Below are 16,059 nucleotides of genomic sequence, written 5' to 3'. Positions count from 1 at the left end.
CGCCGGGCTACTGCCCGCCGCGGCGGACTGGCTGGCTGGTGTTGACGGTGTGGATGGCGCGCAGCAGCTTGGCCGGGAAGTACACCGAGAAGAACACCACCATGGGTGCCTTGAGGGCCATCTTCTTCACGTTGTGGGCTTTGTACGTGCGGTCGAAGCGCGTCACGTAGTACCGGTAGTCGCGGGGTGAGTCCTCAAGCCGGCGGGCCGACATTCCGGAGACCATCTGCGGCCAGTACTGGACCTTGAGGTCGTGTTCCGCGAGATGCAGGGACAGGTCGATGTCCTCGTGCATCTCGTCCTTCTCATCCCGGCAAGTTTCAGCGCGGATGGTTTCCCAGGCGGACCGGCGGAGGGCCATGTTGGAGCCGAACAGAAAGTGGTATTGGTGCTTCGCCAGCTTCAGCATCAGCTGGCGCATCTTGTCATCCGCCTTTAGCCCGAAGCGGCGCATCGGCATGTCGTAATAGACCACGGGCCCGGTGGCGGCGGAGGTGGACAGGTCCGCAAAGGCCTTCTGCACCTGTTCCACCCAGTCAGGTTCAACCACTGAGTCGGCGTCGATCCGGCCCAGGATGTCCCCCGTGGCGTTGTCGAGTCCAAAATTACGGGTAGGGATGAGTCCCTGGGACCTGTCCTGGCTGAGCAGGATGATGGGGCTCTCCGGATACTCCTGCTGCATCTGCGTGACGATCGCCGCCGTGCGGTCTTTGGACATGTTGTCCACCACGATGATTTCGTGCGCAGGAACCGACTGGTACACCGCCGCGATGAGGCACTGCCGGATGACACTTTCCTCGTTGTAGGCCGGTATGACAATCGATACGCGCGGCTCAGTGTCAGTCAAGGCATCCTCTGCGGATCTATCGGGTGACATCACCTCAAACTTAGCACCGCAGAGACAACTGAAGGGGCCCCGCCACAGCGGAACCCCTCCTGTTGCGGCCCTTGAGGGCACTTGGCTAAGCCTTCTTGTCGGCGCCGTTCTCGATGTTGGACGCGATGTTCTTCACCGCGGTCTTTTCATCGGTGGCAACTTCACCGGTGTCAGAATCCGCGTCGTCGGCAACATGCTTTGCCTTGTCAGCGGAGGCGTCGGCGGAAGTCTCGGCTTCGTCCTCGGCCGCCAGTGCGAAGGCAGCGTCCAGCGGTGTTTCAACGGAAGCCGAAGCAGAAGTGCTGGCGGGAGCTGCCGGAACCGGAGCGGGGGTCTCTGCGTCCGAGCCAACACCGGTGGCGGAGGCCGCCGGGGTGGTCGCAGCTGGCGTCGACGGTGCGGGCGTCACGGGTGCGGGAGTCTTCCAGGGGTCCTCGACCGGCTTTGAAGCCTTCCACGCTGCAACGCCGGCGGCGACGGCCGCGGTGATCACACCCAGAATAAGGAGTCCGCGCTTCTTCGGCTTCTGGGGCTCCGCCACCAGCGCCTTGCCCGTCACTGCCCGGCTGGCCTCGTTGGCGGCAGACTTGAGGTGGCCGCCGGCCACGTGGGCCTGTTCCTGGATGGTGTGGATGATGCCGACGTCACCGAGCTTCTGGGCCACGGCGTCAACGCGGGCCGGAGTGCTTTCGAGCGTCCGGTGGACAGCCTCGGACGCTGTACCGATCTGGTCGGAGAGCCGGGGCAGGTACTCGACCACCACGCGGTCACGGGCGTTCGCAATAACGGGCGTGGCCCGGTCCAGCGCATCGTGCAGCCGCGGCGGCGCGCCTTCCACGACGTCGTGGATCTTCGGGGCAAGCTGCGCCAAACCGTCCTGGAGCCGTGGCGTTACCGTGGCGACGCCGTCGGCAAGGTTGTGGGCCGCCACCTTGAGCCCCTCCTGGATCTTGGGGGAAGCGGTGTCAATGCCCTGCTGGAGGCGGGGAACTGCCCAGTCCACCGCTGCTTCCACGCGGTCTTTTGCGTTCTCGACTGCAGAACTGACCGACAACTCCAGTTCGCGGGCAATACGATCCGATTTCTTCACAACTACCTCCCGATTAATGTGACGGTTCTGTTGTTAGCCTACGTGCACGAATAGCCGGGCTGCTATCGTTCCGGCGGATTCGCGGTGGATTTCACCCAGCGCGGAACTGTCTTTTGGGCCCGGTTCGCGTTGACCCGCCGTGAAAGAATGGCCCTATGACTGCCTCAGCAACTGCAAAAGCAACCATCCACACCAGCCTCGGCGACATCGTTGTGAACCTCTTCGGCAACCACGCGCCCAAGACTGTTAAGAACTTCATCGGACTGGCCACCGGCGAACAGGCCTGGACCCATCCGGAGACCGGTGAGGACAAGACCGGAACGCCGCTCTACAACGGCACCATCTTCCACCGCATCATCAAGGACTTCATGATCCAGGCCGGCGACCCGCTGGGCCGCGGCACCGGCGGACCGGGCTACCGCTTCGACGACGAGATCCACCCCGAGCTGAGCTTCAGCGCCCCCTACAAGCTGGCCATGGCCAACGCCGGCATCCAGATGGGCAAGGGAACCAACGGTTCACAGTTCTTCATCACCACCATCCCCACCGACTGGCTGCAGGGCAAGCACAGCATCTTCGGCGAAGTTGCCGACGACGAATCCAAGAAGGTTGTGGACGCCATTGAGGGCGTCCGCACCGGCATGGGCGACCGCCCGGTTGAAGATGTGACCATCAACAGCATCGACATCGAGCAGCTCTAGCCAGATGAGCTACGGAACTCCGGCGGCGGAGCCGTCAGCGCAGGCACCGGTGTGCCCCCGGCACCCGGACCGGCCCTCGTATGTCAGCTGCCAGCGTTGCGGGCGGCCGGCGTGCCCCGAGTGCCAGCGCGCGGCCGCCGTCGGATTCCAGTGCGTTGACTGCGTCAACGAAGCAAAGCGTACGACGCCGACAGCACGGACCGTTTACGGCGGCGCCGTTGCGTCCGGCAAACCCGTGGTGACGTACGCGATCATCGCCTTGTGTGCCCTGCTGTTCGTTCTGCAGTGGGTGCTTCCCGGAAACGCCGTGTACCGGACCCTTGCCTACGCGTCGGTTTATGCGACGCCCGAGTACGGCGTGTTCCAGCCGTGGCGCATGCTCACCTCGGCTTTTCTACATTCCCAAGGCTTCCTGCTCCACATCGTCCTGAACATGTACACGCTGTGGATATTTGGCCAGGCGCTCGAACCACTGCTGGGCCGGATCCGCTTCCTGGCCGTATACCTGCTCTCCGCCATCGGCGGATCGGTGGGATACCTGCTTCTGACACCGATCCTGCCCGAGGGTGGGCCCGTGGGACTCGTTGGCGCCTCCGGTGCGATCTTCGGGCTGTTCGGCGCCATGCTCGTGGTGCAGCGCCACCGGGGCGGTGAGACGAGGCAGCTCTGGGTGCTCATCGCGATCAACGGTGTCATTGGCTTCATGGTGCCGCAGATCGCCTGGCAGGCCCACCTGGGCGGCTTCATCACCGGCGCCCTGTGCGCAGCCGCCATCGCCTACGTCCCCCGCGGCCCGCGGCGCAACATCCTGCAGGCCGGCGGGCTGGCCCTCGTGGTGGCCCTGCTGGCGCTGGCGTCCTGGTACCGGGTGCTCGTGGCGTCCTGACGCTGGGCCACGGCACCCCGCCGGCTCCCAGCCCTCTCCCCCGCAATGCCCTCGCTTTCCGAAGCGGGGGCATTTTTGCGTGCGTGGGCCGGGGGCGAGGTGCCGCGGCGTGGGATCCGCCGTCGCATCCGGACCGCACGGCCCACCGAGTTTTCCACAGCGGTTATCCACACTGTTAATAACTTACACAGCTGTAAGTCACCGGCCGGGCCCCTAGATACCGGGTTGCTCGGCCATTTCGGGGCAATGTGAACGCTTCCGTCCACACCTGTGGATAACTTTGCAGCCTACGCCTGTGGTTAAGTGGACAACTTCACCGGAAGTTCACCCCAGGAGGGTGTTCCGGCCAAAAACAGACATCTGGGCACCCCTTGCGCCCAGTATCGGATGTCCTTTCAACAGGGTTATTCACACTGTTAATAACTCACAGAGGTGTCATTCCACCGATTAAAAGCCCCGCAACGCCTAGTTTCTGCCGATCCCGCCGGCAATCCCCACATGTTTTCCCCAGTTGTGGATAACTTGTGGGTAGTCGCCTGTTGCTAAGTGGATAACCGGCCACGTATCCACACCCTGCCCGTGTAGTCTCTAAACCGTGAGTACCCACAGCCACATCTTCCTCGACAAGCACCACCCCGCCGCCTGGCGGGCCCTGAACGGGCTGGGCCTGAAGGCCAAGGAAGCGATGCTTGAAACCGGCCTGGACGAGAAGCTGATCGAACTGGTCAATGTCCGCATATCGCAGATTAACGGCTGCGCGTACTGCCTCGACATGCACGTCACGGACGCCGTCAAGGGTGGCGAATCCACGCAGCGCCTCGCCGTTCTTCCGGCCTGGCGGGACACCGCCGTGTTCGAGGACCACGAGCGTGCCGCGCTGGCCCTGGCCGAGAGTGTCACGCTTCTCCCGGACGCCCGCACGCGCGATCTTGAGGACGCCTACGCGCGGGAGCACCTCACCGAGGAGCAGTACGCAGCAGTGAGCTGGCTGGCCATCGCGATGAACGCATTCAACCGGGTCTCCATCACCAGCCAGCACCCCGTCAGGCCTGAAAAGGGCTGAGGGCCAGAGTTTTCCACAGTCGTTTCCACAACTGTTAATAACTTCGAAAATGCAAGTTTCGGCCCTCCGGCGGCGCCAGCCGGGGACGTATCGCGGTTGTTCCGGGCCGCAGCCACGGGAGTTTTCAACACTGTGGATATCTTTACCAACACGTGTGGACCGGCCGGTCCCGGGAGAAAAGCGCGCCCGGCAGCGGTCAGGCCCAGACGCCTGAGGTTCCCCGTCTGTGGCTGTCAACAAGGTGCGTGTCCACCATGCCGATGGCCTCCATCAGGGCAAACATGGTGGTGGGCCCCACGAAGGCGAAGCCCTTCTTCCGCAGTGCCTTGGAGAGTGCGATGGACTCAGGGGATGTGGTGGGCACGTCGGCGTAAGTGACGGGGGCAGGGGTGGAGGTCGGCCGGAACTTCCAGACAAAGTCCACAAGGCCGTCCTCGTCCCGCAGCGCGATGGTGGCCCTGGCATTGGTGATCGCGGCACGGATCTTAAGGCGGTTGCGCACGATGCCGGGGTCCTGGAGGAGGCGTTCGACGTCGGCCTCGGTGAAGGCTGCCACGGTTTCGGGGTGGAAGTTGTCGAAGGCCGCGCGGAAGGCGGGGCGCTTGCGCAGGATCGTTGCCCACGACAGGCCCGCCTGGAAAGCTTCGAGGCTGATGCGCTCGTACAGGCCCTGCTCGTCCCGGACGGGCAGGCCCCACTCAGTGTCGTAATACTCGCGCAGAAGGGGATCCGTGGAAGCCCACAACGGACGGGCCAGGCCATCCTCGCCGATGATGATGCCTTCTGCGGTCATGGGTCTTGGCTCAGGAGCGCCAGCGCGTGGTCATCAGGAAGCCGACGATCGCAATGCCAAACCCGGCCAGGATGTTCCAGGACTGCCATGCCTGCACCGGCAGCTGCCCCTCGCTGATGTAAAAGGTAATGATCCAGAGCAGGCCGATGATCATCAGGCCGAACATGACAGGCTTGAACCAGACAGGATTCGGCTTGTAGGCGGCCTGGGCGGAAACGGGCTCGGCCGGGCGGGCAGGCTTCTTACGTGGCTTTGACTCGGGCACATGTCCTCCTTAGCGGCTGAATCAAGAGGACGGACCTCGGCTTGATATCCTGCTGTAAGGGGATAGCCGGCGGTCTGCACACTCTTGGTCAGGTCTGAAGTCTTACTAGCAGCCAATTCTAGCTGTAGTTCAGTCCGCACCGGTGCCCCCGCAACCGCCTTGGAGGAGATCGCGTGGTAGTGCAGGAGAAGGTGACGGCCACCGGCAAGCCGGCGACCGGCGTCGTAATCCTGCGGAAGGCCGTGCAGATCTTCGGCGAGCTGCTCATCACCGCCGGCATAGTGCTGCTCCTGTTTGTCGCGTGGCAGCTGTGGTGGACCAACGTGGAGTCCGATGCCAAGCAAAGTGCCGCCGTCAAGGACTTCGCCCGGGACCTGGGCGGCCCTGTGACGGCCGCGCCCGCGCCGTCCGCGGCGGGCGGCACGCCCACCCCCGGCCCGAAAGACTACGGAGCGCCCGTGGTGGGAGAGCCCCCCGGGCACGGCGGCACCATCGGGATCATGTACATCCCCCGCTTCGGCGAAAACTACACCCGGCCCATCGTCGAAGGCACCAGCGCCGACGTCCTGGACACCCTGGGCCTCGGCCACTACGGAAACACCTCCATGCCCGGCGCGGTGGGTAACTTCGCGGTGGCAGGCCACCGCCAGACGCACGGCGCCGTGCTGGACAATATCCACACGCTGGTTCCCGGGGACAAGATCTATGTCCAGACACGGGACGGCTACTACGTTTACGTCTTCCGCAACAACCGGATCGTTCTGCCGACCGAAGCCGATGTCCTCCTGCCGGTGCCCAACCAGCCAGGGGCGCGCCCCACCGAAAGACTTCTCACCATGACCAGCTGCAATCCCCGCTTCGGCTCCGAGGAACGGATCATCGCGTACTCGGTGCTGGACCACTGGCAGCCGGCCTCGGCCGGGCCGCCCGCCGAGATCGCAGCCCAGGTGGCCCGCGCGAGGGGGGAAGGCTAGGCATGTACGGCTGGATTTTCCGTCATCTCCCAGGCCCGCTCTGGCTCCGCGTCCTCACTTCGCTGGTGCTGGTGGCCGGCGCCCTGGTCCTGATGGTCGAGTTCCTTTTCCCCTGGATGTCCCAGTTCACCCAATTCACCGACTCAACGATTGGTGCGCCGAAAAACCCATGAGCACAGCAAAGATTCTCGTCGTGGACAACTACGACAGCTTCGTCTACACCCTGGTGGGTTACCTCCAGGAGCTGGGCGCCGAGACAACAGTAGTCCGCAACGATGATGTGACCCTCGCCGAAGCAATTGAAATGGCAGAAACGCGCGACGGCGTACTCATCTCGCCCGGCCCGGGCTCGCCGTCTGAAGCGGGCGTCTGCATCGAACTGATCCGGTGGTGCGGCGAGAAGACGAAACCTATGTTCGGCGTGTGCCTGGGGCACCAGGCCCTGGCGGAGGCCTACGGCGGAACGGTGACCCACGCCCCGGAGCTGATGCACGGCAAGACCTCGCTGGTCCAGCACGACGGGGCCAGCGTTTTTGCCGGCCTGCCCTCCCCCGTGACGGCCACGCGCTACCACTCCCTGGCAGCCGTCCGGGACACGATTCCGGAGATCCTGGAGATCACAGCGGAAACCGCCAGCGGCGTCATTATGGGGCTGCAGCACCGCGAGGCACCGCTGTGCGGTGTCCAGTTCCACCCCGAGTCCGTACTGACCGAGGGCGGCTACCAGATGCTGGGCAACTGGCTGGAGTCGCTGGGCATGAAGGGTGCGGCCGAACGTGCGGCCACGCTCAGCCCGCTGATTCAGCACTGATCTAGCCGGGTTCAGCGCTGGCCGGTTCCAGCAGTGGGGCTTCGGCGCTAGCCCTGGGCCGGTGCCGGCCCTACTTGCCCTTGGTGGCGCTCGGCGTCGCCGTCGGCGTCGGGGTGGGTGTGGGCTCCGGAGCCGGGGCCACGGCCACCGTTACGGTGATGGCCTTGCCCTGCTCCACGAGCGAGTTCAGCGGATCGCTCTGGCCTGTCACCTTGCCGGGCTGGACCTGGGAGTTCTCCACCTCGCGGATAACGGCAACCAGACCGAGTTCCTTAAGCGCCGCCTCGGCTTCGGCACGGGTCATGCCGCGAAGTTCCGGCATGGCCACCTTGCCGGTGGACACCAGGATCTCGACGGTGCTCCCCACCGCCACCTGCTGGCCCGGCGCGGGCTTGGTGGTGATCACCAGGCCCGCCGGAACAGTGGCGCTGTTGGTCATGGTGGTGGACGGTGCGCCTACCAGCCCCGCCTGCCGCAGGATGTCGCGGGCTGCCGCCTCCGTCCGTCCCGGTAACGTCTCCGGGATCTTGACGGCACTGGGGCCTGCCGAGATGTTCAGGACCACTTCAGAGTTCGGTTCCAGCGACGATCCCGCCGGCGGCGCGGTGCCGATGGCAGTGCCCTTGGCGATCGAGTCGTGCTGCACCCTCTTGATCTGTGGGCGCAGCTTGGCGTCGTAGAGCGTCTGCAGCGCCTCGGATTCGGAGAGCTTCTCCACCGAGGGAATCGCCACCCGCGCCGGTTCGGCAGGCGGCTGGTTGAGGAAGTTGTAGAACCACAGGCCGCCGCCGGCCAGCACCAGGAGGGTAAAGATCACGAATGTCGTGATCCAGGCCCGACGGCGGGACTTCTGCAGGCCTGACCGCTCCCGTTCGCGGGGCAGCCCGAGCGGCAGCTCGTCGTGCTCGGCCGTCTCGTAAACCGCCGCGGCCTCGGCCGGCAGCACGGATTCGTCATCATCGGCGTCCCGGGAGCGGCGCAGCCGGCCCGTGGGGGCGTCGTCGAGGAAGCTGGCTCCGGTCATGGAGAACGCTTCCGTGGCCGGCGTGCGGTGCGGCTCCGGGATGTCATTGGGGTCGGTCGGCGCCTCGCTGGGCGACAACGCCGGAACGGCGATTCCGTTCTTCGCGGCCCGCAGCGCACGGCGGAAGGCCGCGGCATCCTGGAAGCGGTCAGCACGGTTCTTCTGCAGCGCCTTTTCCAGCACGCTGTCCAGCGCCTCAGAGACGTCCGGATTGAAATTGCTGGGCGGTTCCGGCTTCTCACGGACATGCTGGTATGCCACGGATACGGGGCTTTCACCCACGAACGGCGGGCGGCCGGTCAGCGTTTCGTACAGCAGACAGCCTGCCGAGTACAGATCGCTGCGGGCATCCACGGCCTCGCCGCGGGCCTGCTCCGGCGACAGGTACTGGGCGGTGCCCACCACGGCCTGGGTCTGGGTCATGGTCGCGGAGGAGTCGGCGACCGCGCGGGCAATGCCGAAGTCCATGACCTTGACCATGTCCGAGTTCTCGCAGTACATCACGTTCGCCGGTTTGATGTCCCGGTGCACGATTCCGGCCTTGTGGCTGTATTCCAGCGCGGACAGGACACCCAGTGTGTACTCCACCGCCTGGTCGATGGTGATGTCGCTGGCCCGGATCAGGTCGCGGAGGGTCTTGCCGGCCACGAACTCCATGACGATGTAGGGAACCCGGACCTGGTCGTACCCGTCGCCCGGCACGGTGTGTTCGCCGGTGTCGTAGATGGCCACGATCGAGGGATGGTTGAGGGCTGCGACGGCCTGGGCCTCGCGCTTGAACCTGGCCTGGAACTGGGGGTCTCGGGCCAGGTCGGGGCGGAGCAGCTTGATGGCGACCGTCCGGCCCAGCCGGGTATCCAGGCCACGGTGCACATCGGCCATGCCCCCGCGGCCGATGAGTTCCCCGAGTTCATAGCGTCCGTTCAGGACGCGCTGACTGGTCACCGGGATGTTGTCTTCCCGGTGTGACGGAGTTCGTGGCGTGGTCACGGCTTATCTTCCAGTCGGCGAGCCGCTTGGGGTTGGCGTGGTCGTGGGTGTGGGAATCAGGGCTTGGGCCAGGTGGTACGTGACGACCGACCCGGCGTCGACCTTCTGGCCGCTGTCGGGCTCGGTCCGGACCAGCGTTCCGGGGTCCTGGCCGGGGTCGCCGGGTTCGTCTGCGCCCTTTTGCCAGCGCAGCCCGGCCTTCTCAATGGCTGACTGGACCTCGGTTTCGGTACTTCCCGGGCTGATGTCCGGGACCTTAATCTGTTCCGGGCCCTTGGAATAGGTGACCGTAACGGTGTCACCGGCCTGCAGCGGGCCTGACGGGTTGAGGTCCGTGACCGTCCCCGGGGTGGCAGGGTTGGACACTTCCTTGCCGTCCACCTTGAGGCCCAGCGCGATCAGCTCGGTGCGTACCTCGCTGAACTGCTTGCCGAGGTACGCCTCCGGGATCACGTTGATGGCCTCGGGAGTGGACTGCGTCGGCGTCGGCGTGGGGGTCGGCGTCGGGGTTGCCGAGGTCTGCGTAGGGGTGGGCGTTGCACTCGTACTTATGCTGCGGCTGGGTGTGCTCGACGCGGTGGCGGCCGGGCCCTGGCCCGGGAACAGGAAACCCGCCTGGCTGAGCAGGATACCGGCGACGGCGAACAGCACCAGCAGGATGAGGGCGATGAGGGGCCAGGTCCAAGGGCTGCGCTTCCGCCGCTCGGGCTCATCCTCTGGTTCGTCGTCGTACTGTTCCGGTTCCTGGTCCCAGGTTCGTTCGGCGGCCAGGGCATCGGCACGCGACAGCGTGCTCCCCGCCCGCGTGGGGGCAGCATCCGGGTTGCCGGCTGCCGCAGCCGCCGCCCCGCCGGCGGCAGCACCCGCGGCCGCTGCGCCAAGCACGGGCAGCGCCGAGGTGGCCGTCGTCGAGCTCTTCTCCGAACCGATCACGCCGGTAGGCGCGGTGGCGATATTCACCGGGGCCGTCATGGCGCCCGTGCCGCCTTCGTACAGGAGCATGCCGGGAACGGCCGCGTGGGCTCCGGAGATGTCCCCGTTGCGGATGGCCTCTGCCGCCTCGGCCAGCTTGATGGCGTTTGCCGGACGGTTCTTTGGATCCTTGGCCAGCATGGACATCAGGAGCGCACGGACCGGCTTGGGCAGCGACTCCGGCAGCGGCGGCGGCGCGTCGTTGACCTGCGCCAGCGCGATGGCGATCTGGGATTCGCCGGAGAATGGCCGGTGCCCGGTCAGGCATTCGTAGCCGATCACGCCGAGCGAGTAGATGTCCGAGGCGCCGGTGGCCGTCTGGCCGGTGGCCTGTTCGGGGGCGAGGTACTGGGCGGTGCCCATGACCTGGCCGGTCTGGGTCAGCGGCACCTGGTCTGCCAGGCGCGCGATGCCGAAGTCGGTGACCTTGACCCGCCCGTCAGGGGTGATCAGGAGGTTTCCGGGCTTGACGTCACGATGCACCAGGCCCTGGGCGTGGGCCACGGACAGGGCCCGCGCCGTCTGCGCCATGATGGACAGCGTGCGGTCCGGCGAGAGGACCTGCTCGTGTTCGATGATGCTGCTCAGCGGCTGGCCGGGGACCAGCTCCATCACCAGGTAGGCGGAGCCTTCCTCCTCGCCGTAGTCGAAGACGTTGGCGATGCCCACGTGGTTGAGCAGGGCGGTGTGGCGGGCTTCGGCGCGGAACCGCTGGAGGAAGCCGGGGTCACCCGTGTACTCCTCTTTGAGTACCTTGATGGCCACGATCCGGCCCAGGATCTGGTCCTTGGCCTTCCAGACTTCACCCATGCCGCCGATCGCAATACGCGTGGTCAACTGGAATCTGCCGCCGAGGGTGATTCCCGATGTAGGCCTCACTTATTCAACACCGCCTCAAAAATCTTCTTTGCGTTCGGACTGGTTAGCTGTGCTCCGGTGGTGATGTCCACGCCCTGCATGACCACGGTGACGGACACTTGTGGATCGTTAGCGGGGGCGAACCCGGTAAACCAAGAGTTGTTCAGGCCATTTCCAAGCTCGGCGGTGCCGGTCTTGCCGGCCACCTGGACACCGGGAACGCCGGCACCCGAGGCGATGCCCTCGCTGACCACGCTGGTCATCCATTCGGTGATCTGCCCGGCGATCTCCGGCGTCGTCGAGGTCCGCAAAGCCACCGGCTTCGGTTCGTCAATGACCCTGAGATCCGGGGACCGGACTGCCTTGATGAGGTTCGGTTCCATCTGCACTCCGCTGTTGGCAATGGCAGAGGTCATCAGCGCGATCTGGAGCGGCGTCGCCCGGACGTCGCGCTGGCCGATGGCGGACTGCGCCAGTCCGGCTTCGTCGAGACCCGAGGGGAAAACGCTCTTGGCGTAGTCCAGCTTGAGGTGGTCGCCCAGCCCCTGGCCGAAGCCGAACTTGCTGGCCTGCTGGGCTATCGCGTTTTCGCCGAGGTCGAGGGCAATGCTGGCGAAGGGCGTGTTGCAGGACTGCTGCAGCGCGAACGCGAAGCTGGCCGTGTTCCGGGTGTAGCAGTTGCCGCCGGCGTAGTTGGGCAGCTGGTACTGGATGCCCGGGAAGCTCATCCGCGCCGGGTTGGGCAGCACGCTGTCCGCGTTGTACTTGCCGGAGTTCAGGGCTGCTGCCGTGTCCACCAGCTTGAAAACCGAGCCTGGCGCCAGCAGGGCACCCGTGGGGCCGCTGACCGAGGGGTTCAGGTTGATGCCCGGGACCTTGATGGCCTCGTTGTAGGCAGCCTGTTCCTTGGCGACGTCCTGGGTGGCGATTAGGTTCGGATCGTAGGACGGCTTGCTGACCATGGCCAGGATGTTGCCCGTCTTGGGATCGGTCACCACGATCGAGCCCCGCTGGCCGTCCGGGATGAGGTCGTACGCCAGCTTCTGGATCTTGGGGTCAATAGTAAGCTCGACGGACGCGCCCTTGGGCTGGTTGCCAAGGAAGAGCTGCCCGATCCGGTCGAAGAAGAGCTGGTCTGAGCTTCCGGCAAGCTGGGCATCCATGGCGGCTTCGAGGCCGGTGACCCCGTAGCTCCGGGAGAAGTAGCCGGTCAGCCCGGCGTACAGCTCGGGCTGGTTGTACTTGCGCTGGAACTTGCAGGACTCATTGCCCGGCACGGATTCGGCGATGGCAGAGCCGCCCACGAGGATCGCGCCGCGGTCATTGCAGTAGTTCTGCAGGATGGCCCGCCGGTTCCACGGGTTGGCCTTGAGCTCGTCCGCGCCCACCACCTGGACGTAGCTGATCGCACCGAAAATCAGGGCGAACATGGCGATCGCGGCGATCCATGAATGTCGAATGGCCTGGTTCACAGGTGTTTCACCGCCTCGGTGGGAGCGTCCGGGAGAGTCTGGGTGGCGTTACGGTCCTGCCGGCTTCCTGCGGCGGTCACCGGCTTTTGGGCCTCCGGTGTCCTGCCGGGTTGCATCGGTGAGGTGTCCACCGGGCCGCGGGCCGTGTGTGAGATCATCAGCAGCAGGCCCACGATGATCCAGTTGGCCAGCAGCGAGGAGCCACCCGCGGCCAGAAACGGCGTGGTGAGGCCGGTTAGCGGGATCAGTCGCGTGACGCCGCCGATCACCACGAAGCACTGCAGCGCCACGGCGAAGGACAGGCCGCAGGCGAGCAGCTTGCCGAAGGCGTCGCGGGTGCCGAGGGCCGCGCGGAAACCGCGGGTGAAGAGCAACAGGTACATCATCACGATGGCGAACAGGCCGATCAGGCCCAGTTCCTCACCGAAGGAGGCGATGATCATGTCGCTGTTGGCGAACGGGACCAGGTTGGGCCGGCCCTGTCCCAGGCCGGTGCCCACGAGCCCGCCGCTGGCCATGCCGAACAGGCCTTCCACGATCTGGCCGCTGCCGCCGGGGGAACGCCCGAAGACTTCCTCGGTGAAGGCATTGAGCCAGCTGTCGATGCGGAGGGCTACGTGTGAGAAGACCTTGGACGCCACGAAACCGCCGCCGAGGATCAGGGTCAGGCCGATGACCACCCAGCTGATGCGGCTGGTGGCCACGTAGATCATCACGATGAACAGGCCGAAGAACAGCACGGACGATCCGAGGTCGCGCTGGAAGATCAGCACGCCGATGCTGACCAGCCAGGCGGTGATCATCGGGCCCATGTCCTTGAAGCGCGGGAACTGCATCGGCCCGATCTTGCGGCCGGCCAGCATGATGAGGTCCCGGTTCGAGGAAAGATACCCGGCAAAGAATATGGCGAGGGTGATCTTGGCGACCTCACCGGGCTGGAACGTCATGGGACCGAGGCGGATCCACACCCGGGCGCCCAGGATTTCGCCGGCGGAGATACCGGGAACCAGCGGAAGGATCAGGAGCAGGGCACTGACGGCCAGGGAAATGTACGTGAAGCGGCGCAGCACGCGGTGGTCCTTGAGGAACCAGATCACGGCGATGGCAACGGCCATGGCGATCACTGTCCAGCGCAGCTGATTGTTGCCGGTGTCGTCGCCCGGCGCGTCGAGGCGGTGGATCATCGCGAGGCCAAGGCCGTTGAGGGCCACCACCAGCGGAAGTATTACTGGATCGGCATATTTGGCACGGAGCCGGAGAACCACGTGGAACACGAGGGATGCGGCGGCCAGCAGGCTGGACTGGAACCAGAAGTCGGTGTCCAGTGACGTCTGCTCATCGATGCTGATCAGTGCGTTGGCACCGATGCTGACCGACAGGGCGAGTACGAGCAACAGCAGTTCCACGTTGCGCCGGGGTTTGGGCATGGTGTCGGCGTGGCTCATTGGCCCCCCTCACAGGTTGCGGTTGGGGTGGGTGCGGCCGAGGCTCCGGCTGTTGCCGTCTGCGAGGCCGTCGGCTTGGCGGTTGAGGTCGCGTTCGGTGACGCCGTGGCCGTTGGCTTCGGGGTGGCGGAGGCTTTGGCCGTCGCGGTAGCCGTGGCCTTGCCGGTGGCCGTGGCCTTACCGGTAGCGGTGGCCTTCGGCGTGGCCGAAGGAGTTGCGGTGGGCGACGGAGTCAGGCACTCATCCGACGGCGCTGTGCTTCCCGTGCGCTCGAGGTTCTTGACGATCCGCTGGGCATCGTAGAGATCCCGCGCGGGGACCGTCTGGCGGACCCGCTGCTGCGAGAACTGTGGCAGGGAGTCCATCTTGATGTCCGTGACCGCTTCCAGGGTGGAAAGCTGTATGGGCCCAAGGCGCTGGGATACTCCGTTGAAGATGGCCACCCGCTGATCGAACTCGCCGATGTAGTAGCGCGTCTGGGTCCAGGCGTAACCAAGCCAGAGGCCGACGGCGAGAACCAGGAGCGCGGCGCCGGCGATTCCCAGGGTGAGCCAGCGGCGGGGACGCCTGGCCGGCGCGAATTCGTCGGCCTCCTCGCGGGCCTGGTCCGACTTGTGGGTCAGGACCGTGGCTGCGCGGCGTGCGACGGTGCGGCCGGCGATGGTGGGGATGGAACCGGTTTCGGCAGCAGCGACCGCGGCGCCGACGAGGATGTGCGGCCGGGAGGAAAGCTCCTCGCGCAGCACCTCGGCGGAAAGGTGCTCGCCCAGGTGAGGGTCCGTGCTGGTGGCCGGCTCGTTGGAACTCTTCTCCGCACCCTCCGCGGCGCTACCCTCGGATGCGCTACCCTCGCCTGCGTTGGCGGACGCGGGCACGGCGGGAGCCGGGGTGGCAGGAGGTGCGGAGTCCGGCTTCGCCTCGGCTGGTACGGCACCCGGCGCCGCGGCGGCCTCGGCAGGAGGAGCGGCGGCAGCTACATCGGGGGCCGCAGGCTTTGTCCCGGTGATCGCTTCCGGTTGCCCGGCGTCCGGCACGATGTCGACGGCCGCGGTACTGACGTCGTCGGGCGTTTCCTCCACGATTTCCACCATGACAACGGTGACGTTGTCCGGCGCACCCGCCTCCAGGGTGAGGTCGACGAGCGTCTCGACGCATTCGCGGAGGTCCGGGGTTTCCCGCACGGTGCGTTCCACGACGTGGCCGGCCACGTAGTTGAGCCCGTCGGAGCAGAGCAGCCAGCGCTCTCCGGGCTGCACATCGATCGTGGCGAGATCCAGCTCGGGGCTGGCATCGACGTCACCGAGGACGCGCATCAGGACGTTCTTGTGCGGATGCGTTTCCGCTTCTTCGGGGCGCAGCCGGCCCTCGTCGATGAGGCGCTGGACGAACGTGTGGTCCACGCTGATCTGCTCGAACTCCCCGTCGCGCAGGCGGTAGGCGCGGGAATCGCCGATATGGGCAAAGTGCAGCTTGCCCTCGGCGAGCAGCAGGGCAGTAACGGTGGTGCCCATGCCCGCCAGCTTGGGATTGATGTGGACGAGTTCCGAGAGCAGCGAGTTGGCGGTCTGGATCTCGTCGGCCAGCACGGTGCCGGCATCGTCGTCGTCGTAGTCGTCGGTGTCCAGGTGGATCATGTCCAGGACAGTGGCGGCGGAAGCAACATCGCCGCCGGCGTGGCCGCCCATGCCGTCCGCCACCACGGCCAGGTGCCGGCCCACGTAGGCGGAGTCGTCGTTTTTCGCGCGGATGCGGCCGACGTCAGAGCGCGCCGCATAGCGCAGGATGAGGGGCCGAGGCGAGGCTGGAACCTCGTCTGCGGGCATGTCCGGAGCGGCCAT

The 16,059-nt window shown here is 65.9% G+C and carries 14 protein-coding genes; 5 read left to right on the top strand and 9 right to left on the bottom strand.

The window, feature by feature from the left end:
* Window positions 1-7: 7 nt before the first annotated feature.
* Window positions 8-877 carry a glycosyltransferase gene (locus ACFVTE_RS17225; protein ID WP_387102410.1) on the bottom strand — a complete coding sequence of 290 codons (870 nt, stop codon included), beginning with the start codon at window positions 875-877 and terminating at the stop codon, window positions 8-10.
* Between the two features lie 85 nt (window positions 878-962).
* A complete protein-coding gene (locus ACFVTE_RS17220) occupies window positions 963-1,967 on the bottom strand; it encodes a hypothetical protein (RefSeq protein WP_387102408.1) in 1,005 nt (334 codons plus the stop codon).
* A gap of 155 nt (window positions 1,968-2,122) precedes the next feature.
* Between ACFVTE_RS17220 and ACFVTE_RS17215 the strand changes: the two genes are divergently transcribed.
* From ACFVTE_RS17215 to ACFVTE_RS17205, 3 genes are all read left to right on the top strand, one after another.
* On the top strand, window positions 2,123-2,668 hold the full coding sequence (locus tag ACFVTE_RS17215) for a peptidylprolyl isomerase (RefSeq protein ID WP_003800238.1): 546 nt from the start codon (window positions 2,123-2,125) through the stop codon (window positions 2,666-2,668).
* A 4-nt stretch (window positions 2,669-2,672) separates the two neighbouring features.
* Window positions 2,673-3,554 (top strand): rhomboid family intramembrane serine protease, encoded by an 882-nt coding sequence (locus ACFVTE_RS17210; RefSeq protein ID WP_387102405.1) that lies wholly within the window; start codon window positions 2,673-2,675, stop codon window positions 3,552-3,554.
* Between the two features lie 595 nt (window positions 3,555-4,149).
* Window positions 4,150-4,617, top strand: a complete 468-nt coding sequence (locus tag ACFVTE_RS17205; RefSeq protein WP_387102403.1) for a carboxymuconolactone decarboxylase family protein — start codon at window positions 4,150-4,152, stop codon at window positions 4,615-4,617.
* 196 nt (window positions 4,618-4,813) lie between these two features.
* On the opposite strand, the gene ACFVTE_RS17200 is transcribed toward ACFVTE_RS17205, so the two are convergent.
* Together ACFVTE_RS17200 and ACFVTE_RS17195 are read right to left on the bottom strand one after the other, a co-directional pair.
* Entirely contained in the window at window positions 4,814-5,410 is a 597-nt protein-coding gene (locus ACFVTE_RS17200) for a DNA-3-methyladenine glycosylase I (protein ID WP_387102401.1), read from the bottom strand.
* Between the two features lie 10 nt (window positions 5,411-5,420).
* The gene (locus ACFVTE_RS17195) at window positions 5,421-5,675 is read right to left on the bottom strand and encodes a cell division protein CrgA (protein ID WP_387102398.1); all 255 of its coding nucleotides are present in this window, start codon (window positions 5,673-5,675) and stop codon (window positions 5,421-5,423) included.
* Window positions 5,676-5,848: 173 nt separating this feature from the next.
* On the opposite strand from ACFVTE_RS17195, the gene ACFVTE_RS17190 reads away from it, so the two are divergent.
* Both ACFVTE_RS17190 and ACFVTE_RS17185 read left to right on the top strand, forming a co-directional pair.
* A complete protein-coding gene (locus tag ACFVTE_RS17190; RefSeq protein WP_387102395.1) occupies window positions 5,849-6,649 on the top strand; it encodes a class E sortase in 801 nt (266 codons plus the stop codon).
* Window positions 6,650-6,818: 169 nt separating this feature from the next.
* Window positions 6,819-7,460, top strand: a complete 642-nt coding sequence (locus ACFVTE_RS17185) for an aminodeoxychorismate/anthranilate synthase component II (RefSeq protein ID WP_387102393.1) — start codon at window positions 6,819-6,821, stop codon at window positions 7,458-7,460.
* Between the two features lie 70 nt (window positions 7,461-7,530).
* On the opposite strand, the gene pknB is transcribed toward ACFVTE_RS17185, so the two are convergent.
* Genes pknB through ACFVTE_RS17160 form a run of 5 tightly spaced genes read right to left on the bottom strand, consistent with a single transcriptional unit; the run spans window position 7,531 to window position 16,059 of the window.
* Complete coding sequence (gene pknB, locus ACFVTE_RS17180) at window positions 7,531-9,474, bottom strand: Stk1 family PASTA domain-containing Ser/Thr kinase (RefSeq protein ID WP_387102391.1); 1,944 nt, start codon at window positions 9,472-9,474, stop codon at window positions 7,531-7,533.
* Window positions 9,475-9,477: 3 nt separating this feature from the next.
* Window positions 9,478-11,325, bottom strand: coding sequence for a protein kinase (locus tag ACFVTE_RS17175; RefSeq protein ID WP_387102388.1), 1,848 nt, complete (start codon window positions 11,323-11,325; stop codon window positions 9,478-9,480).
* Complete coding sequence (locus ACFVTE_RS17170) at window positions 11,322-12,776, bottom strand: peptidoglycan D,D-transpeptidase FtsI family protein (RefSeq protein ID WP_387102385.1); 1,455 nt, start codon at window positions 12,774-12,776, stop codon at window positions 11,322-11,324. Before ACFVTE_RS17170 ends, ACFVTE_RS17175 begins: the two co-directional genes overlap by 4 nt.
* The gene (locus tag ACFVTE_RS17165) at window positions 12,773-14,221 is read right to left on the bottom strand and encodes an FtsW/RodA/SpoVE family cell cycle protein (protein WP_387102383.1); all 1,449 of its coding nucleotides are present in this window, start codon (window positions 14,219-14,221) and stop codon (window positions 12,773-12,775) included. The genes ACFVTE_RS17170 and ACFVTE_RS17165 overlap by 4 nt, the downstream gene beginning before the upstream one ends.
* The gene (locus ACFVTE_RS17160; protein ID WP_387102380.1) at window positions 14,218-16,059 is read right to left on the bottom strand and encodes a protein phosphatase 2C domain-containing protein; all 1,842 of its coding nucleotides are present in this window, start codon (window positions 16,057-16,059) and stop codon (window positions 14,218-14,220) included. Before ACFVTE_RS17160 ends, ACFVTE_RS17165 begins: the two co-directional genes overlap by 4 nt.

Source organism: Arthrobacter sp. NPDC058097 (assembly GCF_042884885.1).
Lineage (GTDB): Bacteria > Actinomycetota > Actinomycetes > Actinomycetales > Micrococcaceae > Arthrobacter.
The sequence above is the reverse complement of the archived record's forward strand: the minus strand, read 5'-3'. Positions and strand labels throughout refer to the sequence as shown.

Coding starts and splice junctions, on each gene's coding strand:
- ACFVTE_RS17225 (WP_387102410.1), bottom strand. CDS start 877: ATGTCACCCGATAGATCCGCAGAGGATGCCTTGACTGACACTGAGCCG.
- ACFVTE_RS17215 (WP_003800238.1), top strand. CDS start 2,123: ATGACTGCCTCAGCAACTGCAAAAGCAACCATCCACACCAGCCTCGGC.
- ACFVTE_RS17210 (WP_387102405.1), top strand. CDS start 2,673: ATGAGCTACGGAACTCCGGCGGCGGAGCCGTCAGCGCAGGCACCGGTG.
- ACFVTE_RS17200 (WP_387102401.1), bottom strand. CDS start 5,410: ATGACCGCAGAAGGCATCATCATCGGCGAGGATGGCCTGGCCCGTCCG.
- ACFVTE_RS17185 (WP_387102393.1), top strand. CDS start 6,819: ATGAGCACAGCAAAGATTCTCGTCGTGGACAACTACGACAGCTTCGTC.
- ACFVTE_RS17165 (WP_387102383.1), bottom strand. CDS start 14,221: ATGAGCCACGCCGACACCATGCCCAAACCCCGGCGCAACGTGGAACTG.
- ACFVTE_RS17160 (WP_387102380.1), bottom strand. CDS start 16,059: ATGGCCGCTCCGGACATGCCCGCAGACGAGGTTCCAGCCTCGCCTCGG.